Below are 25,112 nucleotides of genomic sequence, written 5' to 3' on the forward strand. Positions count from 1 at the left end.
TCAGCATTCGTTCGAGAACCTTTCGAGAATCGGGCCGATGACGGCCAGTGCGTGCGAGTGGGTCAATTCGAGATGTCCTGCGTCGACAACCGTGTTGTGCAGGTCACCGGTGATGAACGGCCGCCACGTCCGCACGACGGCGTCGTGGTCGGTGCGGTCCTTTCCTGCGGTGAAGAAGACCAGGTCACCGTCGAAGAGACCCGGCCGGTACTGCTGGGCGATGCGGCTTGCGGTCTGGAAGCTCTCCATCACCCGGTCGACCTGTTCGGCGGTGAACATCCCGCTGGCGCTCACCTGGTCCCGGATCACCGCCCACGCCTGCTCGTGGGTGTCCGCTGTCACCTCGGCGCCGAGCGCGAACAGCTCACGCCAGCCACCGAGCAGATCGGCCATCAGCTCGGCCGGCGCGGGCTCGTCCGCGGTGGTGCTCATCGACGCGGCCAGCGCCTCCGAGTCGCCGACGGCGCTGTCCATCATGGCCAGCATCCCGACCCGCTCCCCATCGCGCTGCAGCCGCACCGCGACAGCATGCGCGATCGCACCGCCCAGCGACCAGCCCAGCAAGTGATACGGCCCGCTCGGTTGCACGCGACGAATTTCGGCCACATAGCGCTGCGCGAGTTCGTCGACGGACGTCGCAACCGGTTCGCCCGCCACGACATGCGGATCCTGCAGGCCGTAGACCGGCCGGTCCTTGTCCAGATGTTCCACCATTCCGCCGTAGAACCAGGCCAGCCCGCCCGCGGGGTGCACCGCGAACACCGCAGGCTTGCGGCCGTGCGCACGCAGCGGAAGCAACACTTGCAGCCCCGAGCCGCCCGCCGCGCCGTCGGCCCTGGACGCCAAGGCTTTCGGCGTGGCGTCGTCGAACATCCACGGCAACTGGATCGTCACTCCGCGGGTGCGCAACTGGGTCACCACCATCGCGGCCAGCAGCGAGTTGCCACCGAGATCGAAGAATCCGTCCGTGGTCCCGACGCGCTGAACTCCCAGGACCCCCGCGTAGACGTCGGTGATCACCTTCTCGGTGGGCGTGCGCGGCGCCACGAACGCGGTCGCCGACTCCTCGAACTCGGGAGCGGGCAGCGCTTTTCGATCGAGCTTGCCGTTGACCGTCAACGGCAGTGCGGGCAGCACCATGATCACCGCGGGAACCATGTAGCCGGTCAGCACCTGGGCGGCGGTCTCGCGGACCTCGACCGGGTCGATCCGCACACCGTCGGCGCCGACGACGTACCCGATCAACTGGTCGACCCCGCGATCGTGCCGGTGCACCGTGACCGCCGCCTGGGTGACCTGCGGGTGCCGCAGCAGCGCCGACTCCACCTCGCCGAGCTCGATCCGGAAGCCGCGCAACTGCACCTGCGCGTCGGCCCGGCCCACGTACTCCAGCTCCAGCCCGCTCGCGGACTTGCGCCACCGTCCCACGTCACCGGACCGATAGAGCCGGGCGCCATCGCCGCCGAAGGGGTCGGCCACGAACCGGCCAGCGGTCAGCGCCGGTGCCGCCAGATAGCCACGCGAGAGCTGGCGGCCGGCCACGTAGATCTCCCCGGCCACGCCGATCGGCGCCGGACGCAACCGGTCGTCGAGGACGTAGACCCGCAACCCGGGAAGCGGCGATCCGATCCCGGCTGCGCTCGCGCTCGTGACCTCGGAGAACGTCACATGCACGGTGGTCTCGGTGATGCCGTACATGTTGACCAGCCGTGGTGAACCCGGCTCGTGCGCCGCGAACCAGTCGTTCAACCGGGACGCGTCCAGCGCCTCGCCACCGAAGACGACATAGCGCAGAGCGAGATCACCTGCGGGGCAATCCGCTTCGCGATAGCGGCGCTCCGCGTCGGCGAAGCCGTAGAACGCCGAAGGCGTCTGGCTCAACACGGTCACGCGCTCCCGGGCCACGACGTCCACGAACGCCTCCGGCGACCTGGACGTGTCGTAGTCGACCACGACGACCTTGCCGCCGGTCAGCAACGCGCCCCAGATCTCCCACACCGCGAAATCGAAGGCGTAGGAATGGAACATCGTCCACACGTCGTCGGGTCCGAGATCGAATCGCTCGGCCGCGTTGGTGAACAAGGTGACCGCCTCCCGATGGCTGACCGTCACCCCCTTCGGGCGACCGGTCGACCCCGAGGTGTAGATCACGTAGGCGACGTTGCCCGGCCGCGCGCTCACCGCAGGAGCGGGAACGCCGGACCGGTCGTCCACGCACTCCTCGACGAGCACGACCGGCGCGGCGCACTCCGGCACCGCCGCGGACATGCCTGCCGAAGTCAGCACCGCGGCCGGATGGGCGTCGTCGAGCACGAACCGCAGTCGCTCCGGCGGATACGCCACGTCCAGCGGCAGGTATCCCGCACCCGCGCGCACGACACCGAGGAGGCCGACGACGAGGTCGGCCGTGCGCGGCAATGCCACGGCCACCAGCGATTCCGGACCCACTCCCTGCTCGGCCAGCCGAGCCGCCACCGCGGCGGCGCGCCGATTCAGCTCCGCGTAGGTCAGCTGCGACGCACCGTCGGTCACCGCGATCGCGTCCGGCCGCGCGTCGGCCTGCGCGAGGAACAGCTCCGCGAGGGTCGTGTCCGGCACCGTGACGCCGGCGTCACCGGCCGCGTCGAGCAGTGCGCGACGCTGCGCCGGGCCCGCCAGGTCGATATCGCCGACCGCGACCGCGGGGTTCGCGGTCACCTCCTCCAGGATCCGCACGTAGGCCTGCGCGAACCTGGTCATCGTCTCCTCGGTGAACAGGTCGGTGGCGTAGGTCAGCCGTCCTCGGATGCCGTCCGGCTGCCCCTGGTCACCGGATCGTTCGACCAGGTTCAGATTCACGTCGGCCTGCGCCGGTTCGAATCCGTTCTCGACGGGCTCGACGATGAGCCCGGGCAGCTCCAACGCGGCCTTGCTCAGATTCTGGACATCGAGCGTCACCTGGTACAGCGGCAGATGCGCGGTGGACCGCGGTGGATTCAGCGCCTCCACCACCTGTTCGAAGGGCACATCGGCATGCGCGAACGCGGCCAGGTCCGTTTCACGCGTCGCCGCGAGCAGGTCGGTGAACGACTGCCGTGACGACACCCGCGAGCGCAGGACGAGCGTGTTGACGAACATGCCGATCAGGTCGTCGAGTTCGCGCTCGCCCCGGCCGGCCACCGGAGTGCCCACCGCGACGTCGTCCACACCGGCCGACCGCGACAGCAGAACGGTCAGCGCGGCGTGCACGACCATGAAGACCGTCGCGTTCGCCGCACGGGCGACCGCGCCGATTCGTTCCTGCAACGCAGCCGAGATCTCGAAATCCACCGTCCGGCCGCGCATGGACGCCACCGGCGGGCGTGGCAGGTCCGTGGGCAATTCGAGCAGTTCGGGCAGCCCGCCGAGCGTGTCCTTCCAGAAACGCAACTGCTGGGACATGACCGAGCCGGGATCGTGCGCGTCCCCGAGTACGTCGCGCTGCCACAGCGTGTAGTCCGCGTACTGGACCGCGAGAGCGGGCCAGATCGGTTCCGTCCCTTCCTTGCTCGCCTGGTAGGCCATCGCCACATCCCGCGCGAGCGGCAGCATGGACTGCCCGTCGGCGCAGATGTGATGCACGGCGATGACCAGAACGTGCTCGTGCTCGTCGAGCCGGAACAACTCGACGCGCAGCGGGGGCGCCTGCGTCACGTCGAAGCTCGCCGAGACCGTGGCGAGCACCCGCTCCATCAGCCGCTCCGCCTCGACCGCGATCGCGGTCAGCCCGGCGGGGACCACCTCCTCGACGGGGACCGTCACCTGATGCGGCGTCGCGCCGGTCATCGGGAACTTGGTCCGCAGCGATTCGTGCCGGGCGAGGACCAGCTCGCACGCGCGCCGCAACGCGTCGATGTCGAGTTCGCCCTTCAGCCGGATCACCAGCGGGATGTTGTACGCGCCGACGGAGGTGTCGAGCTGATTGAGGAACCACATCCGCTGCTGGGCCGGCGACAGCGGCACCAGCGCGGGGCGGGTGCGCGGTGCCGGCGGCACCCGATCGGTCCGCTCGGAAGCGGCCAGACGGGCGGCGAGCTCGGCGACCGACGGCGCTTCGAACAGATCACGGACACCGACGTTCACGCCGAGCGCCGTGCCCAACTGGGCCGTCACCCGGGTCGCCGACAGCGAATTGCCGCCGAGGTCGAAGAAGCTGTCGGTGGCACCGACCCGTTCGACGTCCAGGACGCTGCCGAACACTTCCGCGACCTGCCGTTCGGTCTGCGTGCGCGGCGCGACCCAGGCCCTGGCCACCGAGAATTCCGGCGCGGGCAGCGCAAGGCGGTCGAGCTTCCCGGTCCTGGTGAGCGGGAATTCGACGAGCACCGTGCACACGTCGGGCACCATGTGCGCGGGCAGGCGCAGCCGCGCGGCGGCCCTGACCGCCTCGGGATCCAAGTCCGCGGCGCCGACCAGATAGCCGACGAGCCGGCCTATACCGCGCTCGTCCTTGCGCAGCACCACGGCCGCGTGCTCCACACCGGGTTGTCCGGCGAGAACGGCTTCGATCTCACCGAGCTCGATGCGCTGACCGCGGATCTTGACTTGGAAGTCGCTGCGCCCCAGGTATTCCAAGGTGTGTTCCGGTGTCCAGCGGGCCAGGTCGCCGGTGCGGTACATGCGCGATCCCGCCGCGCCGAACGGATTCGCGACGAACGCGCCGGACGTCGTCCCCGGCCGGTTCACGTATCCGCGTGCCACTTGCACACCCGCGAGATACAACTCGCCGACGACGCCGACCGGGACCGGCCGCAGCCACGCGTCCAGCACGACGGCCTCGACGCCACTGATCGGACCACCGATCGTCACCACCGCACCGGGATGCAGCGGACCGCTGATTCCGGCCAGAATCGTCGTCTCGGTCGGACCGTATCCGTTCAGCAGGCGCCGGCCCGGCGACCACAGCGCGACGATCTCCGGCGTCACCGCCTCGCCACCGGCCATCAGCACCCGCAAGGAGTCCAGCCCCTCGGGCGACATCGTCGACAGCACGCTCGGCGTCATGAACGAGTGCGACACCTGTTGTACCCGAATGAATTCGGCCAGCTCGGGTCCGCCGAAGACGTCCGGCGGCGGCACCACGAGTACCGCTCCGCTGGTGTGGGCCAACAGCGTTTCCAGTACGACCACGTCGAAACCGGGAGCGGACGCGTACAGCACGCGCGACCGGCTGTCCGCGCCGAATCGGACACGTTGCACCGCAGCGAAATTCGCCAGTCCCTCGTGGGTGATCGCTACACCCTTCGGCGTGCCGGTCGACCCCGAGGTGTACAGGACGTAGGCCGTGTCCCGCACATGTGGCGTACGAAGTCGATCACTGTCGGTCACCGCATCCGAGGACCGCGCCGCGATCGCCTCGCGGGTTTCCGGATCGTCGAGCACCAGCTGCCGGACGGTGGCCGGGACCAGCTCTCGCGACGCCGCGACGGTGACCGCGGCCCGCACCTGGGAGTCGGCGACCATGTGCCCGACGCGTTCCGCCGGATTCCGCGGATCCACGGGCAGGAAGGCCGCGCCGGTCTTGGCCACCGCCCAGATGCCGATCACGAATTCCACCGACCGTGCCATCGCCAGCGCCACCTGATCGCCCGGGCCGACACCCCAGTCGATCAGCTCGCGCGCGACACGATTCGACCAGGCATCCAGTTCGGCGTACGACAACTCCCGCTCATTCGAAACCACCGCTGTGCCATCGGGATTCAGCGTGGCGCCGGTGGCGAGCAACTCCGCCAGCAGACGCGGTGATTCGGCCCGTCCGCCGGTGGCGGGCACCAGATCGCGGCGCTCGATCGCGGACAGCATCTCGACCGCACCCAGCCGTGCCCGCGGATCGATCGTGATGGCGCGCAGCACGGTTTCCAGACGGGCGGCCAGACCCGCGGCCGTCAGGTCGTCCACGCGGGCTTGCTGGTAGCGGATCATGACGTGCAGCTGGTCGGTTTGGTGGGCCTGCACCGTGATCGGGTAGTGCGCGGCGTCGCTGCCGTCCGCCGAGACCACCCGCATGCCGTCGATGTCCGCGTCGCCCAGTCCGCTGCTGTCGACCGGATACGACTCGAAGACGACCAGGGTGTCGAACAGCTGGGCGACGCCTGCGGCCGACAGGATCCGGGACAGTTCGACGTCGTGATGGTCCAGCAACCGGGTGTTGTCCGCCTGCAATCGCTGCAGCGCGTCCTCGATGGTCCAGGACCGCGGGACGTGCACGCCGACCGGAATCGTGTTGATGAACAAGCCGATCATCGATTCCACGCCCGGCAGATCGGCGGGACGTCCCGAGACCGTGCCGCCGAACACCACGCGCTCGACGCCGAGCAGGTTCCCGAGAACCACCGCCCAGGCGAATTGCACGATGGTCGCCATGGTGACCGCCCGCGTCCGAGCGAACTCCACCAGCTCGGCGGTGACGGCCCGGTCCAGCACGACTGCCAGGTCGACCGGGATGCCGACCGTCGTGTGTGTCCGCGCGTCGGCGACCACCGTGGGTTCGGTGAAATCGCGCAGGGCCTCGCGCCACACGTCGATTCCGGCGGACGGCGCGCGCCGATCCAGCCATTCCAGGTAGCCGCGGTAGGACGCCGCGGCGGGCAACAGCTCCGTGCGAGCGCCCACCGCGTACAGACCGATCAGCTCGCGCCACAGCAACGGCAACGACCAGCCGTCCAGCAGCAGGTGGTGCGCCGTCAGCACCAGCCGGAGGTCCTGCGGCCCCACGGCGATGAGCAGGAACCGCAGCAGCGGCGGATCGGCGGGGTCGAACGGGACCGCCCGCTCGGCCGCGATCAGCTGCTCCGGTGTCGTGCCCTCGGGCAGATCGACCCGCCGCCAGCGCACGACCGCGTCGGCCGGGATCACCTGCGCCGGAACGCCGTCGGCGGTCCGGACGAAGGCCGCTCGCAGGTTGGGATAGCGCTCGAGCAGGGCCTTCGCCGACCGTTCGAGCCTGCGCTCATCGATCACACCGGCAAGGGCGAGTGTCGACTGCGCGGTGTAGACGTCGAGATCACCCGCGGCGAGCTCGGCGTGGAACAGCAGCCCCGCCTGCAGCGGCGCCAACGACCAGATATCGCCGAGGGATCCGTACCGTCCGGCGAATGCGTCCAGGTCGGCCTGCGTGACCTCGACGAGCGGCACATCGGCCGGGGAGAAGCCCCAGTCCTCGTCCGCACGGGCCGCGGCGGCGATGGCGGTCACCGCGTCGATCCATTCGTCGACGAGTTCGGCCACGTCGTCGTGCTCGAGCAACCGGGAGGCGTAACCGACGTGCGCGGACAGACGTGGTCCTGCCTCGGTGTCCACGACGTTCACGTCGATGGTGAGGGCCGCCGCGGCGGGCATGTCCGGATCGAACGCGGCCCGCCGGTCGAACGGCTCGTCGGTCGGAATCCACGCCAGCTCCGACAGCGTCGTGAGATCGACGCCGACCCGGCCGAGGTTGTTGAAACCGATCTGCGGCTCCGGCAACGCCGCGAGCCGGTCGGACGTGCTCGCGTGCAGGTAGCGCAGCAGGCCGTAACCGATTCCCTTGTCCGGGACGGCGCGCAGCTGGTCTTTCACGCGCTTCACCGCAGCGCGCGGATCGTCCGGGTCGGCGTCGCCGATGTCGAGCGCCACCGGATAGGTGTTGGTGAACCAGCCCACCGTGCGCGAGACATCCGCGCCCTCGGCGATCTGCTCCGCCCGCCCGTGTCCCTCCAGCAGGACTTTCACACCCGAGTGCGCGATACCGCGCCGCCGGCGCCAACGTGCCGCGGCCACGGCCAGACCGGCCAGCAGCGCGTCGTCCACGTTGCCGTGCACCGCCCTCGGCACCGCGTCGAGCAACGACGAAGTGACCTCCACCGGCAGCGACACCGTCAAATTCCGCACGGTCGACTGGGTGTCGAGTGCGGGGTCGAGCACCGCGCTGCCGAGCAGCGGATCGGGCGCCGCGCCCATCCGGTGCCACAGCTCGAACTCGTCGGCGCGGGCCGCCGCCGCCTCGGTGAGCGCCTGCGCCCACCGCCGCATGGACGTGCCCTGCGCGGGCAGCTCCACCATCCGTCCCTGCGTGATTTGCTGCCAGGCGGTGGCGAAGTCGGGGACCAGGATTCGCCACGACACGCCGTCGACGGCCAGGTGGTGCACGACGAGGAGGGCCCGCGCTTCGGCGTCCACGCCCGGTTCCGGCAGCAGGCACGCGACCTGCACCATTCGGCCCTCGGCCGGGTCGAGGCGGTCGGAGGCCTCGGCCAGCGCCGCTTCCACCACCGCGGTGAAACCCGCGCTGCCCGGGGTCTCGCCGGCCCGGAACGTCTGGGTGAACACGGCCCCCACCGCGTCGGCCTCGTCGGCCAGCGGCACCTCCAGGCACTGTTCGCGCAGCCTCGCGCGCAGCATGTCGTGCTGTTCGAGCACTGCCCGCACCGTGGCGGTCACGTCCTCGACGCGCGCGTCGCCCGGCAGACGCACCAGCATCGACTGGGCGAATCGCGGGGCGGCGCCGAGACGCTCGGTGAACCAGGAGACAACCGGCGTGAACGGGATTTCGCCCACGCCGCCGCCCGGCAACTCCGCCAGCGCGACCCGTTCGGCGGCCGCCGCCACCCGTGCGAGGCCGCGGACGGTCTTCTGCTCGAAGATGTCGCGCGCCGTCACGATGACACCCGCGGATTTCAACCGGGACGCCAGCTGGATCGACAGAATGGAATCGCCACCGAGGGTGAAGAACGAGGTGGTGACGCTGACCGACCCGATTCCGAGAACGTCCGCGAACGCGGCCGCGATAGTTTCCTCCAGCTCGGTCGACGCCGCGACGACGCCGCCTCCGGCGGGCTCGAAGACCGGTTCCGGCAGCGCTTTCCGGTCCACTTTGCCGGTCGAGGTGATCGGCATCCGGTCGAGCACGGTGAGCGCCGACGGCACCATGTGCGCGGGCAGGACCGACGCGACGTGATCGAGCACGCCGGCCGTTTCGACGTGGGTACCGGCTTCGGTCACGATGTACGCGGCCAGGAGCGGCTGCCCGCCGGGCCCGGTGCGGCTGACGGTCACCGCCGTGGCCACCTTCGGATGCGAGATGAGCGCGGCGTCGATCTCACCGAGTTCGATGCGCTGGCCACGGATCTTGACCTGGAAGTCGCTGCGGCCGACGTATTCCAGGGTGCGCTGCGTGGTCCACCGGACGATGTCGCCGGTGCGGTACATCCGTGCACCGTCTCCGCCGTACGGATGAGCCACGAACGCAGCGGCCGTGACGGCGCGCCGGTTGAGGTATCCGCTCGCCAGCTGCGCGCCGGCGAGGTACAGCTCCCCCGCGACGCCGACCGGCACCGGCCGCAACCGCGCGTCCAGGACCAGTGCCTGCGCACCGCGAATCGGACCGCCGATGGCGATCGGATCGCCCGGCAGGACCGGGTCGCTCATGGTGATCACGATCGTGGTCTCGGTGGGACCGTAGATGTTGTGCAGCCGCCGTCCCGGCGCCCACGCCGCGATCAACTCCGCGGGCACCATCTCCCCGCCCACCGCCAGCATCCGCATCGACTCGAGACCCGTAGGGGACATGGTCGCCAGCACACTCGGCGTCAAGAACGCGTGCGTGACCTGATGTTTCCGGATCAGTCCGGCCAGATCCGGGCCGCCGAACACCTCCGGTGAGGACACGACCAAGGCCGCACAGGCCGCGTGCGCCATCAACGCCTCCAGCAGCACCGCGTCGAACGCGGGCGCCGCCACCTGCAGCACGCGGCACGTGGCGTCGACCCGATACCGATCACGCTGCTCGGCGGCGAAGCTCGCCAGCCCGGCATGCGTGACCATGACGCCCTTCGGGGTTCCCGTCGACCCGGACGTATAGATCAGGTACGCGGCGTCCTGGACCCGCAAGACGCGTCCGCGATCGGCGTCGGTCACCGCCTGGCCGGACTGTGCCGCGATCTGCTTCGCGGTCCGCGGCTCGTCGAGCGTCAGCCAGCGCACCCCGTCCGGCAGCGAGGTGCGTGCGGCCGAGAGCGTGATCCCGATCTCGACCCCGGAATCGCTCACCATGTGTGCGATTCGCTCGATGGGATAGCGCAGGTCGACCGGAACGAACGTGGCGCCGGTCTTCGCGATGGCCCACATGGCGACGTGATAGTCGACCGAGCGCGGCACGGCGAGCGCGACGAACACGCCCGGCCCGGCGCCTCGGGTGAGCAGGTGACGGGCGAGCCGATTGGCCCTGTGGTCGAGTTCGGCGTAGGTGAGGGTTTCGGTGTCCCCGATGAGGGCCACCCCCGCCGGATCCGCGGCCACGGCCGCGGCCAGCAGATCCGGAAGCAAGCAGGGCTGCGCGGCCTCGCTGCCCCGCGCGGGCACCAAACGTTCGGTGTCCGCGGCGCTCAACAGGCCGATGTCACCGATCGGCCGGACCGGATCGGCGGTGACCGCTTCGAGGACGCGAATGAACCTCTCGGCCAGCGAATGCGCGGTCGAGGCGACGAAGAGATCAGTGGCGTAGATGATCTCGCCGTCGATCCCGGCTGGTTCGTCGCCCGCGCGGCGTTCGGTCACCAGCACGGTGAGGTCCGCCTTGGCCTGCGCGATGCCGGGATCGAGGACTTCGACACCGATGCCGGGCAGCTCGAACCGGGCCTGCCGAGTGTTCTGCAACCCGAACATCACCTGGAACAGCGGCGAATACGCGGTGGAACGCGGGCGTCCGATGACATCGACCAGCCTCTCGTAGGGCAGGTCGGCGTGGGCGAGCGCTTCCAGGTCGACGGCGCGCACCTCGGCCAGAAGTTCCCGGAACGACCGGTCGTCGTCGATTCGCGTGCGCAGCACCACCGTGTTCACGAACATGCCGACCAGATCGTCGAGCTCCGGCCTGCCGCGCCCGGCTACCGGGGTGCCGACCGAGATGTCGTCGCTGTGCGCGGTACGCGCCAGCAGGATCGCCAACGCCGCGTGCAGGACGACGAATACGGTGACGCCCTCACGGTGGGCCAGCCGCACGATGTCGTCGTGCAGCCGGGCCGGCAGCTCGAACCGGACGTTGCCGCCGTCCATCGAGATGGTGGCGGGCCGCGGCCGGTCGGTCGGCAGCGCGAGCAGCTCCGGCGCGCCGTCGAGGGCGTCGGTCCAGTAGTCGATCTGACGCGCGATCAGCGACGCAGGATCGTCCTCGGAGCCGAGGATCTCCCGCTGCCACATCGCGTAGTCGGCGTACTGGACCTGCAACGGTTCCCACTGCGGCGCATGGCCGCTCACCCTCGCGCGATAGGCGGCGAACACATCACCGGCGAGTGGAGCCATCGATGCGCCGTCGGCCGCGATGTGATGGACCACGACTACCAGCACGTGCGTCTCGGCCGCGGTGCGATACAGCCGCGCCCGCACCGGCACCGACTCGGCGATGTCGAAACCCGTCTCGACGGCATTCCGGATCCGATCCGCCAGTTCGGCGTCCGCCACCGGCTCCGGTTCCAACGTCACGTCCGCGGCGAGCGTCGCGACGTCGCGCACGATCTGGCAGGGTTCGCCGTCGACGAGCGGATAGACCGTCCGCAAGGGCTCGTGCCTGGTCAGCACGTCCAGGAACGCGGCCCGCAGTGCGGCGTCGTCCAGCCGGCCGGTCAAGCGGGCCGCGAAGCAGATGTTGTAGGCCGCCGAGGCGGTGTCGAACTGGTTGAGGAACCAGATCCGCCGTTGCGCCGCCGCCAACGGGACGGCTCCGTGACGTTGCCGTGGCGTGAGCGCCACCGCCGTGGACCGGGTGCGGGTCGACATCCGTTCGGCGAGCGCGGCGATCGTCGGAGCGTCGAAAACGTCACGGATACCGACGTCCACCCCGACGGCGGCCTGCGCCCGCGCGGCGAGCTGGGCAGCCGAGAGCGAGTTGACGCCGATCTCGAACAGGTTCGCCGTCACGCTCGCCCGGTCCGCGCCGGTGAGTTCGGCGACCAGACGCGCCAGCACCGCCTCGGTGTCGGTGCGCGGCGAGACGAACGTTTCGCCGTCGTCGAACACCGGCTGCGGCAGCGCCGACCGGTCGAGCTTGCCGTTCGCGGTGAGCGGCATCGCGTCGAGCACCTGCACCGCGTCCGGAACCAGGTAGGACGGCAGCGTGCGAGTCAGCTGTTCGCGAATGGCGCGGCCGTCGGTCACCGCTCCCGGCGCGAGGGTCACGTAGCCGACGATGCGTTCGGTCGTCACGACGGCCACCGCCCGCGCCACCTGCGCGACCGCGCGCAGCGCGGCTTCGATGTCACCGGGCTCCACTCGCTGACCGCGCACCTTCACCTGGAAGTCGCTGCGGCCCAGGTACTCCAGCTCCCCCGTCTTCCGCCACCGCACCAGGTCACCGGTCCGGTACAGCCGCTCGCCTGCCGCCCCGAACGGGTTCGCGACGAAGGCACGGCAGGTGAGCTCGGGACGCGAGTGGTAGCCGCGCGCCAATTGGACACCGGAGACGTACAGCTCACCGACGACCCCGACCGGCACCGGCCGCAGGCGCGCATCCAGCACGTAGACCTTCATGCCGGCCGCGGGCGCTCCGATCGGCACCGTCGCGGCGGTCGCGGCCTGCGGCGAGCACCGCGCGGCGGTGACCACTTCCGCCTCCGCGGGCCCGTACCAGTTCACCAGTTCCGCGTGCACGAAGACCTGCGCCGCGGCATCGACGGTGCGTTGTGCCAGCGCCTCACCCGCGACGAACACCCGCCGGATCGAGGGCAGTTCCGCGGCGCCCGCGGATTCGAGCAGCACATCGAGCATCGAGGGGACGAAGTGCACCGTGGTGATCCGGTGCCGCGCGATGACCTCTGCCAGGTACGCGGGGTCGCGATGGCCGCCAGGCTCGGCGACGACGATGTGCGCACCGGTCTGCAACGGCCAGAACAACTCCCAGACCGCGATGTCGAAGGTGATCGGCGTCTTGTGCAGCACCGCGTCGGAAGTGTCGTGTGGCCACTGCTGTTGCGCCCACGCCAGCTGGCTCACGGTGGCGGCATGGGTCAGGGCCACGCCCTTGGGGACGCCGGTGGACCCGGAGGTGAACAGCACGTAGGCGAGGTGGTTCGGACGCAGCGGTGTCCGCCGCTGGGCATCCGTGATCCTGGCTTCGGACAGACCTGTCACGTCCAGCCGGTCGACGGACGCGCATTCGAATCCGCCCGGGAGATCTTCGCCGTCCGCGGTGGTGGTGAGCACCACCAAAGGACGGGCCGCGCCGAGCACGTGTGCGATCCGGGCGCTCGGATGATCCGGGTCGATCGGCAGGAACGCCGCGCCTGCCTTCACCACCGCGTAGAGAGCGGTGACCAGCTCGGCCGACCGGCGGATGGCCACCGCGACAACGGTTTCCGGCCCGGCGCCGCGCGCGATGAGCCATCGGGCCAGACGATTGACGCGAGCGTCGAAGTCCTGGTAGGTCAGCGTGCCGCCGTCCGGCAGCAGCAGCGCCGCACTGTCCGGGGTGCGCGCGACCTGTTCGTCGAAGACATCGACGAGGGTCCGGCCCGGCGCGGCGGAGCCACCGGTGTCGTTCCACCGCTCCAGCAGCTGGGAGTGCTCCGCCTCGTCGAGCAACCCGATCGCTCCGACGGTGGCCTCGGCGTCGCGGGCCGCGGCGTCGAGGACACGGACGAATCGGCCTGCGAAGCACCGTACGGTGTCCTCGTCGAAGAGGTCCGTGGCGTAGGTCAGGCGCAAGGTCATGCCGGTCGGCTCGTTGTGCGTGCCGTGGCCTTCGGTCATCATCAGCAGCAGGTCGTAGATCGCGGCGCTGTCGCCAGGGTCCACGTTCTCCACGGTGAGCCCGGGAAGCTCCACGCGAGCCCGCGCCATGTTCTGGTAGGCGAGCAGCACCTGGAACAACGGCGTGTGCGCGGTCGATCGCACCGGATTCAGCGCGTCCACCAATTGCTCGAACGGCACGGTGGCGTGGTCGAACGCCTCGATGTCGGTGCGCCGTACCTGCTCGAGCAGACTCAGGAAGGTCTGGTCGAGCGCGATCCGCGAGCGCATCACCAAGGTGTTGACGAACATGCCGACGAGGTTGTCCAGCGACCGGTCCCCCCGGCCCGCGTGCGGCACACCGACGGTGACGTCGTCGCTGCCGGACAGCCGCGACAGCAGCACGGCCAGAGCCGTGTGCACCACCATGAACGTGGTGGCTCCCGCTCGCCGCGCCAGCGCTTCCACCCGGCCTTGCAGCTCGCCGGGGATGGCGACCTCGATCACCGCGCCGCGCTGGGACTGCTCGATCGGCCTCGGCCGGTCGGTGGGCAACTCGAGCAGATCGGGCACGCCCGCGAGTTGCGTTCGCCAGTAGGCGATGTCACGGGCGACGTACGAGTCCGGGTCGTCCGCCGAACCGAGCACCGCGCGCTGCCACAGGGCGTAGTCGGCGAACTGCACGGGCAGCGGAGCCCAGTCCGGCGCCGCACCGTCGGTGCGCGCCCGATATGCCGCCACCAGGTCGGCGGCGAGCGGAGCCACCGAGAAGCCGTCGCAACTGATGTGGTGGGCGGCCAGCGCGAGCGTCCATGCCGCGTCCGACAACTGATACAGCGCCACGCGCAGCGGAACGCCCTTCGCCACGTCGAATCCGGTGCCGCAGAACTCGGCCAGCCGATGCGGCAGTTCCCGCTCGCCGATCGCCTGCGGGGACAGGTCGCACATGGCCAGCACGTCCTCGGCCGGCAACACGACCTGGGTGGGGGTGCCGTCGATCGCCGGATACATGGTGCGCAGGCTCTCGTGCCGCTCGACGACATCGCCCACGGCGGCGGTGAGTGCCGCCGCATCCAGCGTGCCGTCGAGCCGAATCGCCAGTGGCACCACGTATCCCGGCGCGGCGGGATCGAACTGGTTGAGGAACCACATCCGGGTCTGCGCGTGCGACAGCGGGATGCGGTCCGGGCGCGGCACCCGGGTCGGCGCGGGAAGGCTCGGAACCGCGCGCAGCTGGGCGATCCGCTCGGCCAGGCCGGCCACGGTCGGCGCCTCGAAGATCGCACGCACCGGGATGGTCACGTCGACGACGTCACCGATCCGGCTCAGCACGCGCGTCGCGACCAGGGAGTTGCCGCCCAACTCGAAGAAATTGTCGTCTGCGCCGATCTCGGGCCGGTCGAACAGCTCCGCGAAGACCGCGGCGACCGCCTGTTCGACGAGGCCCTGCGGCGCGCGGAACTCCGGCTCCTGGGCACTGTGGTCCGGCGCGGGCAGCGCCCGGTAGTCCACCTTGCCGTTCGCGTTGAGCGGCACCGAGTCGATCCGGGTCACCGACGACGGCACCATATAGGCGGGCAGCCGGTCCAGCAGAAAACGCCGGACCTGGCGGACGTCGATCGCCGCGTCCGCGACCACGTAGGCGACCAGCCGCTGCTCGCCGCCGTCCACGCGCACCTGCGCGACGGCCGCGTTCACCTGCTCGTGTGCCGTCAGGGCTGCTTCGATGTCGCCGAGCTCGATCCGCAGGCCGCGCACCTTCACCTGGGTGTCGGCGCGACCGACATAGCGCAGGCTGCCGCCCTCGTCCCAGCGAACGAGGTCGCCGGTGCGGTAGAGGCGGCCGCCCGCCGCGGCCCCGAAGGGATCTGCGACGAACGTCGCGGCGGTCAGGCCCGGGCGGGCATGGTATCCGCGCGCCAGCTGCACGCCGCCCAGGTACAGTTCGCCGGTCACGCCGGCGGGCACGGGATGCAGCCGCGAATCCAGGACGTGCACGGTCACGTTCGCCTCGGGGACGCCGATCGGCACGGCCACACCCTCGGCCGTATCGATCCGGTGGGCGGTGACGCTGACGGCGGCCTCCGTCGGGCCGTACAGGTTGTCGATGCGCGCCTCGCTGAAATCCCGGAAACGACGGGCGGTTTCGGCGGGCAGCGCTTCGCCGATGCACAGCACGCGCCGCAGGTCCGGGAATCGGTGCGGGGTGGCCACCTCGAGGAACGCGGACAGCAGAGACGGCACGAAATCCACCGTCGTCACCCGATACTCGGCCAGCAGCCGAGCGACCTCGCGCGGGTCGGCGTGCACGTCGGGGCCCGCGACGACCAACGCCGCGCCACAGGTCGACGCCGCGAACAGCTCCCAGACCGACAGGTCGAACGTCACCGGTGTCCGCAGCAGCATGACGTCCTCGCCGCCGAGCCGGTAGTGCTCGTGCAGCCAGCGGAGCTGGTTCACCACCGCGGCGTGCGGGACCGCCACGCCCTTGGGCACCCCCGTGGAGCCGGAGGTGTAGATGACGTAGGCCAGATCGTCCGGGCGCAGCGGCCGAGTCCGGTCCGCATCGGTGACCGCCGAGGTGTCCTCGTGCTCGGCGGCGAGTTCCGCGAGCGTCCAGACCGGCACGTCGCCGGGCAGGCCGGCGTCGTCGTCCGGCCGGGTGAGGATTGCACCGGGCCGTGCCGCGGCCAGGACAGCGCGCACCCGGTCGACCGGGTGATCCGGGTCCAGCGGCAGGTAGGCCGCACCCGCGGCATGGATGGCGTACAGCGTGGCCAGCAGCTCCACCGAACGCCGCATCGACACCGCCACAACGGTTTCCGGGCCGATGCCGCGCCGGATGAGCGCGCGGGCCAGCGCATTCACCCGCGCCCCGAATGCCCGGTAATCGAGCTGGGCGCCGCTCGCCGCGTCGAACACCGCCGTATGCTCCGGCGTGGCCGCCACCTGCGCGGCGAACAAGTCCGCGATCGTCGCCGCCGGCGTCTGCGTCCTCGTCCCTGCCGACCGCACCGCGAGCTGACGCGTCTCCTGCTCGGTCAGCAAGTCGATGTCACCGACGGCGCGGGTGGGGTCGGCGACGATCGCGCGCAGCAACAGCAGGTAGCGGTCGAACATCGACGTGACCGTCGCCTCGTCGAACAGATCTGTCGCGTAACCGAATTCGACCGCCATGTCGCCGGGTTCGCCATCCGGTTCCAAGGCGTCGACCAGATTCAGGTGCAGGTCGTATTTCGCCACACTGGGATCGGCCATCTGCGCCGAGACCGTCAGGCCCTCGAACCGCACCGTGGGGATCTCGATGTTCTGGAACGAGAAGCCCACCTGAGTCAACGGAGCGTGTGCCGTCGAGCGCGGCGGGTTCAGCACCTCGACGAGTCGCTCGAACGGGATGTCGGCGTTCTCGAAGGCGGCCAGATCGGTGGCCCGGACCTGATCCAGGAGCCGGACGAAGGACGCGCCGGGCTCGAGGTGGGTCCGCAACACCAGCGTGTTGACGAACATGCCGACCAAGCCGTCCAATCCCGGCTCGCCACGACCGGCGATCGGTGTGCCCACAGCGATGTCCCCGGTGCCCGACAGCCGCGCCAGCAGCGCCGCGTACGCCGCGTGCATCACCATGAAGACCGTCGCGTCGTGGCGGCGGGCCAGGGCGACCACCGCACGATGCAGATCCGCGGGAAGGATCGCCGAGACCGTCGCGCCGCGGAACGACTGCTTCGCCGGCCGCGGACGGTCGGTGGGCAGATCCAGTACCTCGGGCAGGCCGGCGAGGGCCGCGAGCCAGTAGCGGGTCTGGGCGACGGTCGGGCTGTGCGGGTCGTCCTCGGCGCCGAGCAACTTGCGTTGCCACAGCGCGTAATCCGCGTACTGCACCGGCAAGGGCGCCCACTGTGGCGCTTCACGACGGACCCGGGCCTGGTAGGCGGTCATGAGGTCCGCGGCAAGCGGTGCCAGCGAGGACCCGTCGAAACTGATGTGGTGGACCACGAGCACCAGGGCGTGCTCGTCGGGAGCGCTGCGCAGCAACGCGACCCGGAACGGCACCTCGGCGGTGACGTCGAAGCCCACCGTCACCTCCGCGGCGACGCGCGCCTCGAGCTCGCTCGCCGCGACCGGTATCGGTACCAGTGGGGTCAGCGCCGTTTCCACCGGCACGACCACCTGATGCGGTCCGGTGTCGCTGTCCGGGTAGACGGTCCGCAGCGCCTCGTGGCGTTCGAGCACATCCGCGATCGTCGCGTGCATCGCGGCCACGTCGAGGTCTCCCGACATCCGCACGACCAGCGGGATGTTGTACACCGGCGAGCCGGTGTCGAACTGGTTGAGGAACCACATGCGGGCCTGGGCGGGCGAGAGCGGGATCCGGTCCGGGCGCTCCTGCGGCACCAGCGGCTCCCGGGTCGCCGCGTCGGCGCTGCGCAGGCGCTCGGCCAGCGCCCCGATGGTCGGCGTCTCGAATATCGCGCGCAACGGCACCTCGACGCCGAACGCGCCGCTGAGCTGCGCCGCCGCGCGAGTGGCCGACAGCGAGTTGCCGCCGAGATCGAAGAAGCTGTCGAGAACGCCGACGCGCTCGATGCCCAGCACGCCCGCGCAGATGTCGGCGACGACCTGCTCGGTCGCGTTGCGCGGCGCGACGAACTCCACGGCGGGAGCGAACTCGGGTTCCGGCAGCGCGGCGCGGTCGACCTTGCCCACCGACGACAGCGGGAGGGTGTCGAGCACCATGACCGTGTCCGGGACCATGTGCGAGGGCAGGCGTTGTGCCGCGTACTTCGTCAGCTCCGCGGTGTCGACGGCGCCGTCGGCGGGCACCACGTACGCCGCCAGGCGCGATCCGGTCTCGGCGTGCACGCCCACCACGACCGCGGTCGCGACCGCCGGATGTCCGGCGAGGACAGCTTCGATTTCGCCGAGTTCGATGCGCTGGCCGCGGATCTTCACCTGGAAGTCGGTGCGCCCCAGGTATTCCAGGGTGTGCTCGGCGGTCCAGCGCGCCAGGTCACCGGTTCCGTACATGCGGGTGCCCGCTGGGCCGTAGGGGTTGGCGATAAAAGTGGCGGCTGTGGACGCGGGCCGGTTGAGGTATCCGCGCGACAGTTGCACACCCGATACGTACAGCTGTCCGGTCACCCCGACGGGGACCGGCCGCAGCCGCTCGTCCAGGACCACCGCGTCGACGCCGCGGATCGGGCCGCCGATGGTGACCGGGTCACCCACGCACAGCGGATCGCTGATCGCGACCATGATCGTGGTCTCGGTGGGACCGTAGCCGTTGTGCAGGCGCCGTCCCGGAGCCCAGACCGACACGGTCTCGGCCGACACCGCTTCCCCGCCCGCCACCAGCACCTGCAGCGAGTCCAGACCGGCGGGCGACATCGTCGCCAGCACGCTGGGGGTCACGAAGGCGTGCGACACCTCCTGTGCGCGAATCAACTCCGCCAGCTGCGCACCGGCGAACACCTCCGGCGGGGACACGACCAGCACGGCGCCGTTCGCGTGCGCCATCAGCAGCTCCAGCATCACCGCGTCGAAGCCCGGCGCCGCCACCTGCAATACCCGTGACCTTCGATCGACGCGATAGCGTTCCCGCTGCTCGATCGCGAAATTCGCCAAGCCCTCGTTGGTGACCGCCACACCTTTCGGCTTGCCGGTCGAGCCGGAGGTGTACACCACGTAGGCCGCGTCGGCCACGCGGCAGGCGCGCACGCGATCCGCGTCGGTCACCGCGGCCGGGGACTGCGCCGCGAGGAACGCCTCGGTGCCGGGATGGTCGAGCACCAGCTGCCGCACGTGACCGGGAAGCAGGGTGCGCGACGCCTCGACGGTGAGCGCGACCTCCACATTCGAGTCCGCGACGATGTGCGCGACCCGTTCGCTGGGGTAGCGCGGGTCGACCGGCACGAACGCGGCACCCGCCCGCGCCACCGCCCACACGCCGACCACGAACTCCACCGACCGCCCCATGGCCAGGGCGACCTGATCCCCCGGTCCCACACCCCATTCGATCAACACCCGCGCGAGACGGTTCGACCACTCGTCCAGCTCTCCGTAGGAGAGCACCCGATCCCCCGACACCACGGCCGGTGCGCCGCGATCGCCGACCAGCAGAACGTCGGCCAGCACGCGGGGCATCTCGGCGCGACCGCCCGAAGCCGGGACCAATTCCAGCCGTTCGACCCCCGACAACAGATCCACGTCGCCGATGCGCGCCCGGGGATTCGACACGAACGCCTCGAGCAGACGGTTCAATCGCTCGGCGAGCTCTTCGACGGTCTCCCGGTCGAACAGGTCCGTCGCGTAGTTGACGCGCAACGCGACGTCGCCGCCCGCCGCGGTGTTCTCCGCGACCGTGACGATGATGTCCACCTTCGCCGGTTCGGCGCCCGGATCGAGGAGCTCGACGGTGAGTTCGGACAGCTCCAGGCTCGCCCGATCCATGTTCTCGAAAGCGAGGTACACCTGGCACAGCGGTGCGTACGCCATCGACCGCTTCGGATGCAGTTCGTCCACGACCCGCTCGTAGGGCAGGTCGCTGTTGGCGAAGGCATCGACATCGATGTCCTTGACGCGCGCCAAGAACGCGGTGAACGACTCCTCGAAGGACACCTCGGTACGCAACGGCACGGTGTTGACGAACATGCCGATGAGCGGCTCGAGCGCGCGTTCACCGCGACCGGCGACCGGCGTGCCGACGGTGATGTCGGCCGAACCCGACATCCGGGCCAGCAGTACGGCCAGGGCGGCGTGCACGACCATGAACGTCGTGACGTTGGCCGCGCGCGCCAGCCGCTCGATCCCGGCGAAGGTCTCGGCGGGGATCACGGTATCCGCGACGTCACCGCGCATGGACTGGCGGGCCGGACGCGGACGGTCGGCGGGCAACTCCAGGACCGGGGGCATCCCCGCCAATCGCTGCGACCAATACCGCAACTGGTGGGCGGCTCGCGAATCCGGATCCTCCGGGTCGCCGAGCAGGCTGCGATGCCAGATGCTGTAGTCGGCGTACTGGATCACCAAAGGCTCCCAGTCCGGCGTCTTGCCCTCCGCCCTCGCCTCATACGCGACGGCGACATCGGCCGCGAGGGGCCGCAGCGAGGATCCGTCGCAGCAGATGTGGTGCAGGACGACGGCCAGGACGTGCCGCCTGCGGTCGGCCGTCGCGAGCAGGGCAACCTGGATCGGGGCGCGTTCGCGCAGATCGGTCCCGACCGACGCCAGCTCGCGAATCCGCTGCTCGATATCGTCCGGGTCGGTCGGCCGCGGGGTCAGGTCCAGACCGGCGACGACCTCTTCGGCCGACAACACGACCTGCGTCCCTTCGCCGTTCACGGCCGGGTACACGGTGCGCAGCGATTCGTGCCGATCGATCACGTCGGTCAGCGCGGCACGCAGCGCCGCCGCGTTGAGCCGTCCGGTCAGCTGCACGATGAGCGGAATGTTGTAGGCCGCCGAGGCCGGGTCGGTCTGGTTGACCAGCCACATCCTGTTCTGCGCCGGCGCCAGCGGAATGGGATCGGGTCTGGCCGCGGCCCGCAGCACGGGCCTGCCGGAGCGGTGCCCGTCCTCGAGATGCGCGGCGAGTTCGGCGACGGTCTGCTTGACGAACAGGTCGCGGACCGACACGTCGCATCGGGTCACTTCCGCGACGCGCACGGCCGCACTGGTCGCGGTGATCGAGTTGCCGCCGAGTTCGAAGAAGCTGTCCAGCACGCCCACCCGGTCGATGCCGAGAACCTCCGCGAAGACGTCGGCGATCGACTCCTCGACGACCGTGCGGGGCGCGACGTACGCCGCGGCCGAATCGAAGGCAGGCTCGGGCAGTGCCCGGTAGTCCACTTTGCCGTTCACGGTCAGCGGCACCGCGTCGATCACCACGATGCTCGACGGCACCATGTATTCGGGCAGCATCCGGCCGACGTGGGTGCGCAGGGCGTCGGCCTCGCAGGCGGCGCCGACGGCGGGGACGACGTATCCGACGAGCCGGGCCGCCTCCGTGCCGGGCAGATGCACGACGACGACCGTCGCCGCGACACTGTCATGGGTCAGCAACGCGTTACGGATCTCGTCGAGCTCGATCCGGAACCCGCGCAACTGCACCTGCTGGTCGGCGCGACCGCGATATTCCAGCTCGCCCTGGTGATTCCAGCGCGCCACGTCCCCGCTGCGGTAGAGGCGCTCCCCCGGCTTTCCGAACGGGTTCGCGACGAAGCGCCCCGCGCTCAGCGCCGGTCGGCCGAGGTAGCCACGAGCGAGTTGCGTTCCCGCGACGTAGATCTCGCCCCAGGCACCGAGCGGGCACGGACGCAACCGCTCGTCCAGAACGTAGGTGCGCAAGCCCGGCAACGCCGGGCCGACCGTGCTCGGTGCGCCCGGCACAGCGATCTCCGGTGTGAGGTCGGTGTAGGTGACGAAGACGGTGGTCTCGGTGATGCCGTAACTGTTGGCCAGCACCGGCAGATCCGGGTGGTGTTCGTACCAGGCGGCCAGCCCGGCCGGGTCGAGAGCTTCGCCCGACAGGATGACCAGCCGCAGCGACAGCTCGCCTTCGGGCTCCCCGGCGTGCGCGTACCGTTGCCGCGCGGCCGCGAACTGGTAGAACGCCGACGGCGTCTGACTGAAGACCGTGACCTGCTCGCGGGCCGCCAGACGCACCACGTCGTCCGGCGACCGGGCGGTGAGGCTGTCCACGACGACGATCCGGCCGCCGGTGACCAGCGCACCGAAGATCTCCCACACCGAGTAGTCGAAGGCGAAGGAGTGGAACAGCGTCCAGACGTCGTCGGATCGGATGCCGATCTCGGCACACGAGTTCACCAGATAGGTGGACACGGCACGATGGGTGATCGAGACGCCCTTCGGCCGTCCGGTCGATCCGGAGGTGTAGATGACGTAGGCGAGGTGGTCGGGACGCAGCAAGCCGGTCCGATCGGCATCGGTGATCGGGTCCGCGGCTTGCTCGGCGGCGAGAACGTCGTCGAACAGCACGACGCGGCCGGGATCGCCCGGGACCTGCTCGCGCATGCCGCGCTTGGTGACCACCGCGATCGGGTTCGCGTCGCCCAGTACGTATTCGAGCCGCTCGGCCGGGTGGGCCGTGTCCAGCGGAAGATACCCGGCGCCCGACTTCAGCACGCCGAGCACCGCGACGATCAGATCGGCGTCGCGGGGCATCGCGATGGCCACCAGCGATTCCGGCCCCGCGCCGAGCGCGATGAGCCTGCGGGCGAACCGGTTGGAGCGTTCGTCGAGTTCACGGTAGGTGAGTGCGGTGGCGTCCGAGGTGACGGCCACCGCGGACGGGGTGTCCGCCGCCTGTCGCGTCAGCAGATCCACCAGTGTGCCGGAGGGAGTTTCGCCGTCGTGGCCCGCGAGTTCCTCGACGATGCGCAGTTCCTCGGCAGGTCCGACGAGCTGGATGTCACCGATCCGGGTGTCCAGGGGCGCATCCATCATCCGGTGCAGGAAGTCGAGGAATCGGTCCGCGTGGGACCCGAGTTCGTCCTGCCCGTAGAGATTCGGATTGCCGTGCAGCTCGATGAGCAGCGGCGCGTCCGCGCCCGAGCGGTACAGGTTCAGCTGCAGGTCGTCGAGTGCGCCGGAGGTCAGTGCGCGGTAGCGGCCGACGGCCGAGCCGAGGCGGATCTCCGAGTCGAAGAACAGGATGTTCACGATCGGGCCGAACGAATTCGCGGACGGGTCGATCGCGGCCGAATCGCGGCGCAGATCCTCGAACCGGTACAGCTGGTGGCGCATGGCCGAAACGAGTTCGGACACCGACGCTCGGACCAGTTCCTCCACGGTGGTCGAGTGGTGCACGGCGAAGCGAATCGGCACCATGTTCGCCAGCATCGCGGCGGCGTTGCGCAGGCGCTTGGTCACGCGCGCGGTCACCGGCAGCGACAGCGCGACCTCCTCGGTGCCGGTCATCCGGGCCAGGAACGCGGCGAACGCCGCGATCACCACCTGCGCGGCGGAGGCGTTCACCTCGTCGGCGAAGCGGTCGAGCCGGTCGGACAGGTGTGCGGGCAGCTGCAATCCGGCCACGCGGTCGACCTTGCCGGAACGTGCCGTACGGCCGGACAGGCTGACCGGCTTCGGCAGATCGGAAACCTTGTTCAGCCAGTAGGTTTTGTCCGCCTCGTACCGCGAGCTGGCGCGATAGGCGTGCTCCGCTTCGACGATGTCGTGCAGGCTCGCCGCGTCCAGTCGCGTCGGAGGCCTGCCCTCCAGCAGGGCGTTGTAGTGCTCGGCCATCCGGTTCAGGCTGTTGAACGCGCCGTACCCATCGATCACCAGATGGTGCGCGCGGCCGTACCAGAAGTAGTGGTCCTCGCCGACCCGGATGAGCCTCGTCTCGGTGAGCCGGTCACGGCTGAGGTCGACCGCCTTGGTGTTGTAGTCGCGGCGCATCCACTCCATCGCCGCCGCGACCGGATCCTCCGCATCGCTGAAATCCAGCACCGGCTCGTCGTAGATGATGCTGCGGTCGACGAATTGATAAGGCCGACCGTCGGATTCGACCACGCGCACCACAAGGGACTCGGTTTCGTGCCCGCCGTCGTTCACCGCCCGTGCGAACGCGTCGTGGTCCACTGGGCCCTCGATCTCGACGCAGTGTGCGATGTTGACAGCCGGTCCACCGGGCACATGGTCCGCGAGCCACATGCCGTACTGCGCACTCGAGAGCGGAATCAGCCCCAGCTCGCCGTCGGCGGTTCCGTCTGACTTCAGATTCATCGCATGACCCCTTATTCATACCCGGACGCGCGAGGGCACGACGGAAGGACGTCGGCCCACCGCATCCGAAATCTGGCTCTTATCTGCACTTCGTCTACTCAGAAGCGGCGCAACCCCTGCTCTGCGCCGCACCGTTCAGCTTTCGCGTGTCGCTCGATCCGCCGGTGTCCAGCATCCGAATCGGACATCTACGGCGACTACCACACCTCCCGTTTGTCGGCATTTCCAGTCGTCTCAAAATCTGAAAACAGAACTTTTGAACCTGCGGTGAAGCAGCGACACTCAGGTGGGACAAGCTATCTGACAGCAGCCTGGCTCAGTCTAGTGGTATCAAACCCTTCCGACTCCGCACGGAAGCCGGGCGTTTCCAATCTCGGTTCGAGCAATACGGGTGCGGCGCGACTGCGCGGCGGCGACCGCCGATAGCACACATCGCCTGTGGAAGTGCCTGTTGCCAGGCGGTTGTATCCGATGAGAAACACCCGCGATCGGGCATGGTACATGCCGGGTCGAGGCCGGAATCAAGTCGGGACGGCCATCGCCGCCGCGGCGGCAGGCCGGGACCGCCTACGCCCCATACCCGTAACAGCCAATGCGGACGGGTAAAGCAATAGCGAGAAGGGCAATATACTGGCAAATTGATATATCCG

General features: G+C 69.9%; 1 protein-coding gene. It reads right to left on the minus strand.

What is annotated here, in order from left to right; genetic code table 11:
• Nucleotides 1–24,462, minus strand: coding sequence for a non-ribosomal peptide synthetase (locus ON19_RS26330; RefSeq protein WP_043698583.1), 24,462 nt, complete (start codon nt 24,460–24,462; stop codon nt 1–3).
• Nucleotides 24,463–25,112: the final 650 nt, after the last annotated feature.

It is taken from the genome of Nocardia abscessus NBRC 100374 (assembly GCF_000308455.1).
Classification (GTDB): domain Bacteria; phylum Actinomycetota; class Actinomycetes; order Mycobacteriales; family Mycobacteriaceae; genus Nocardia; species Nocardia abscessus.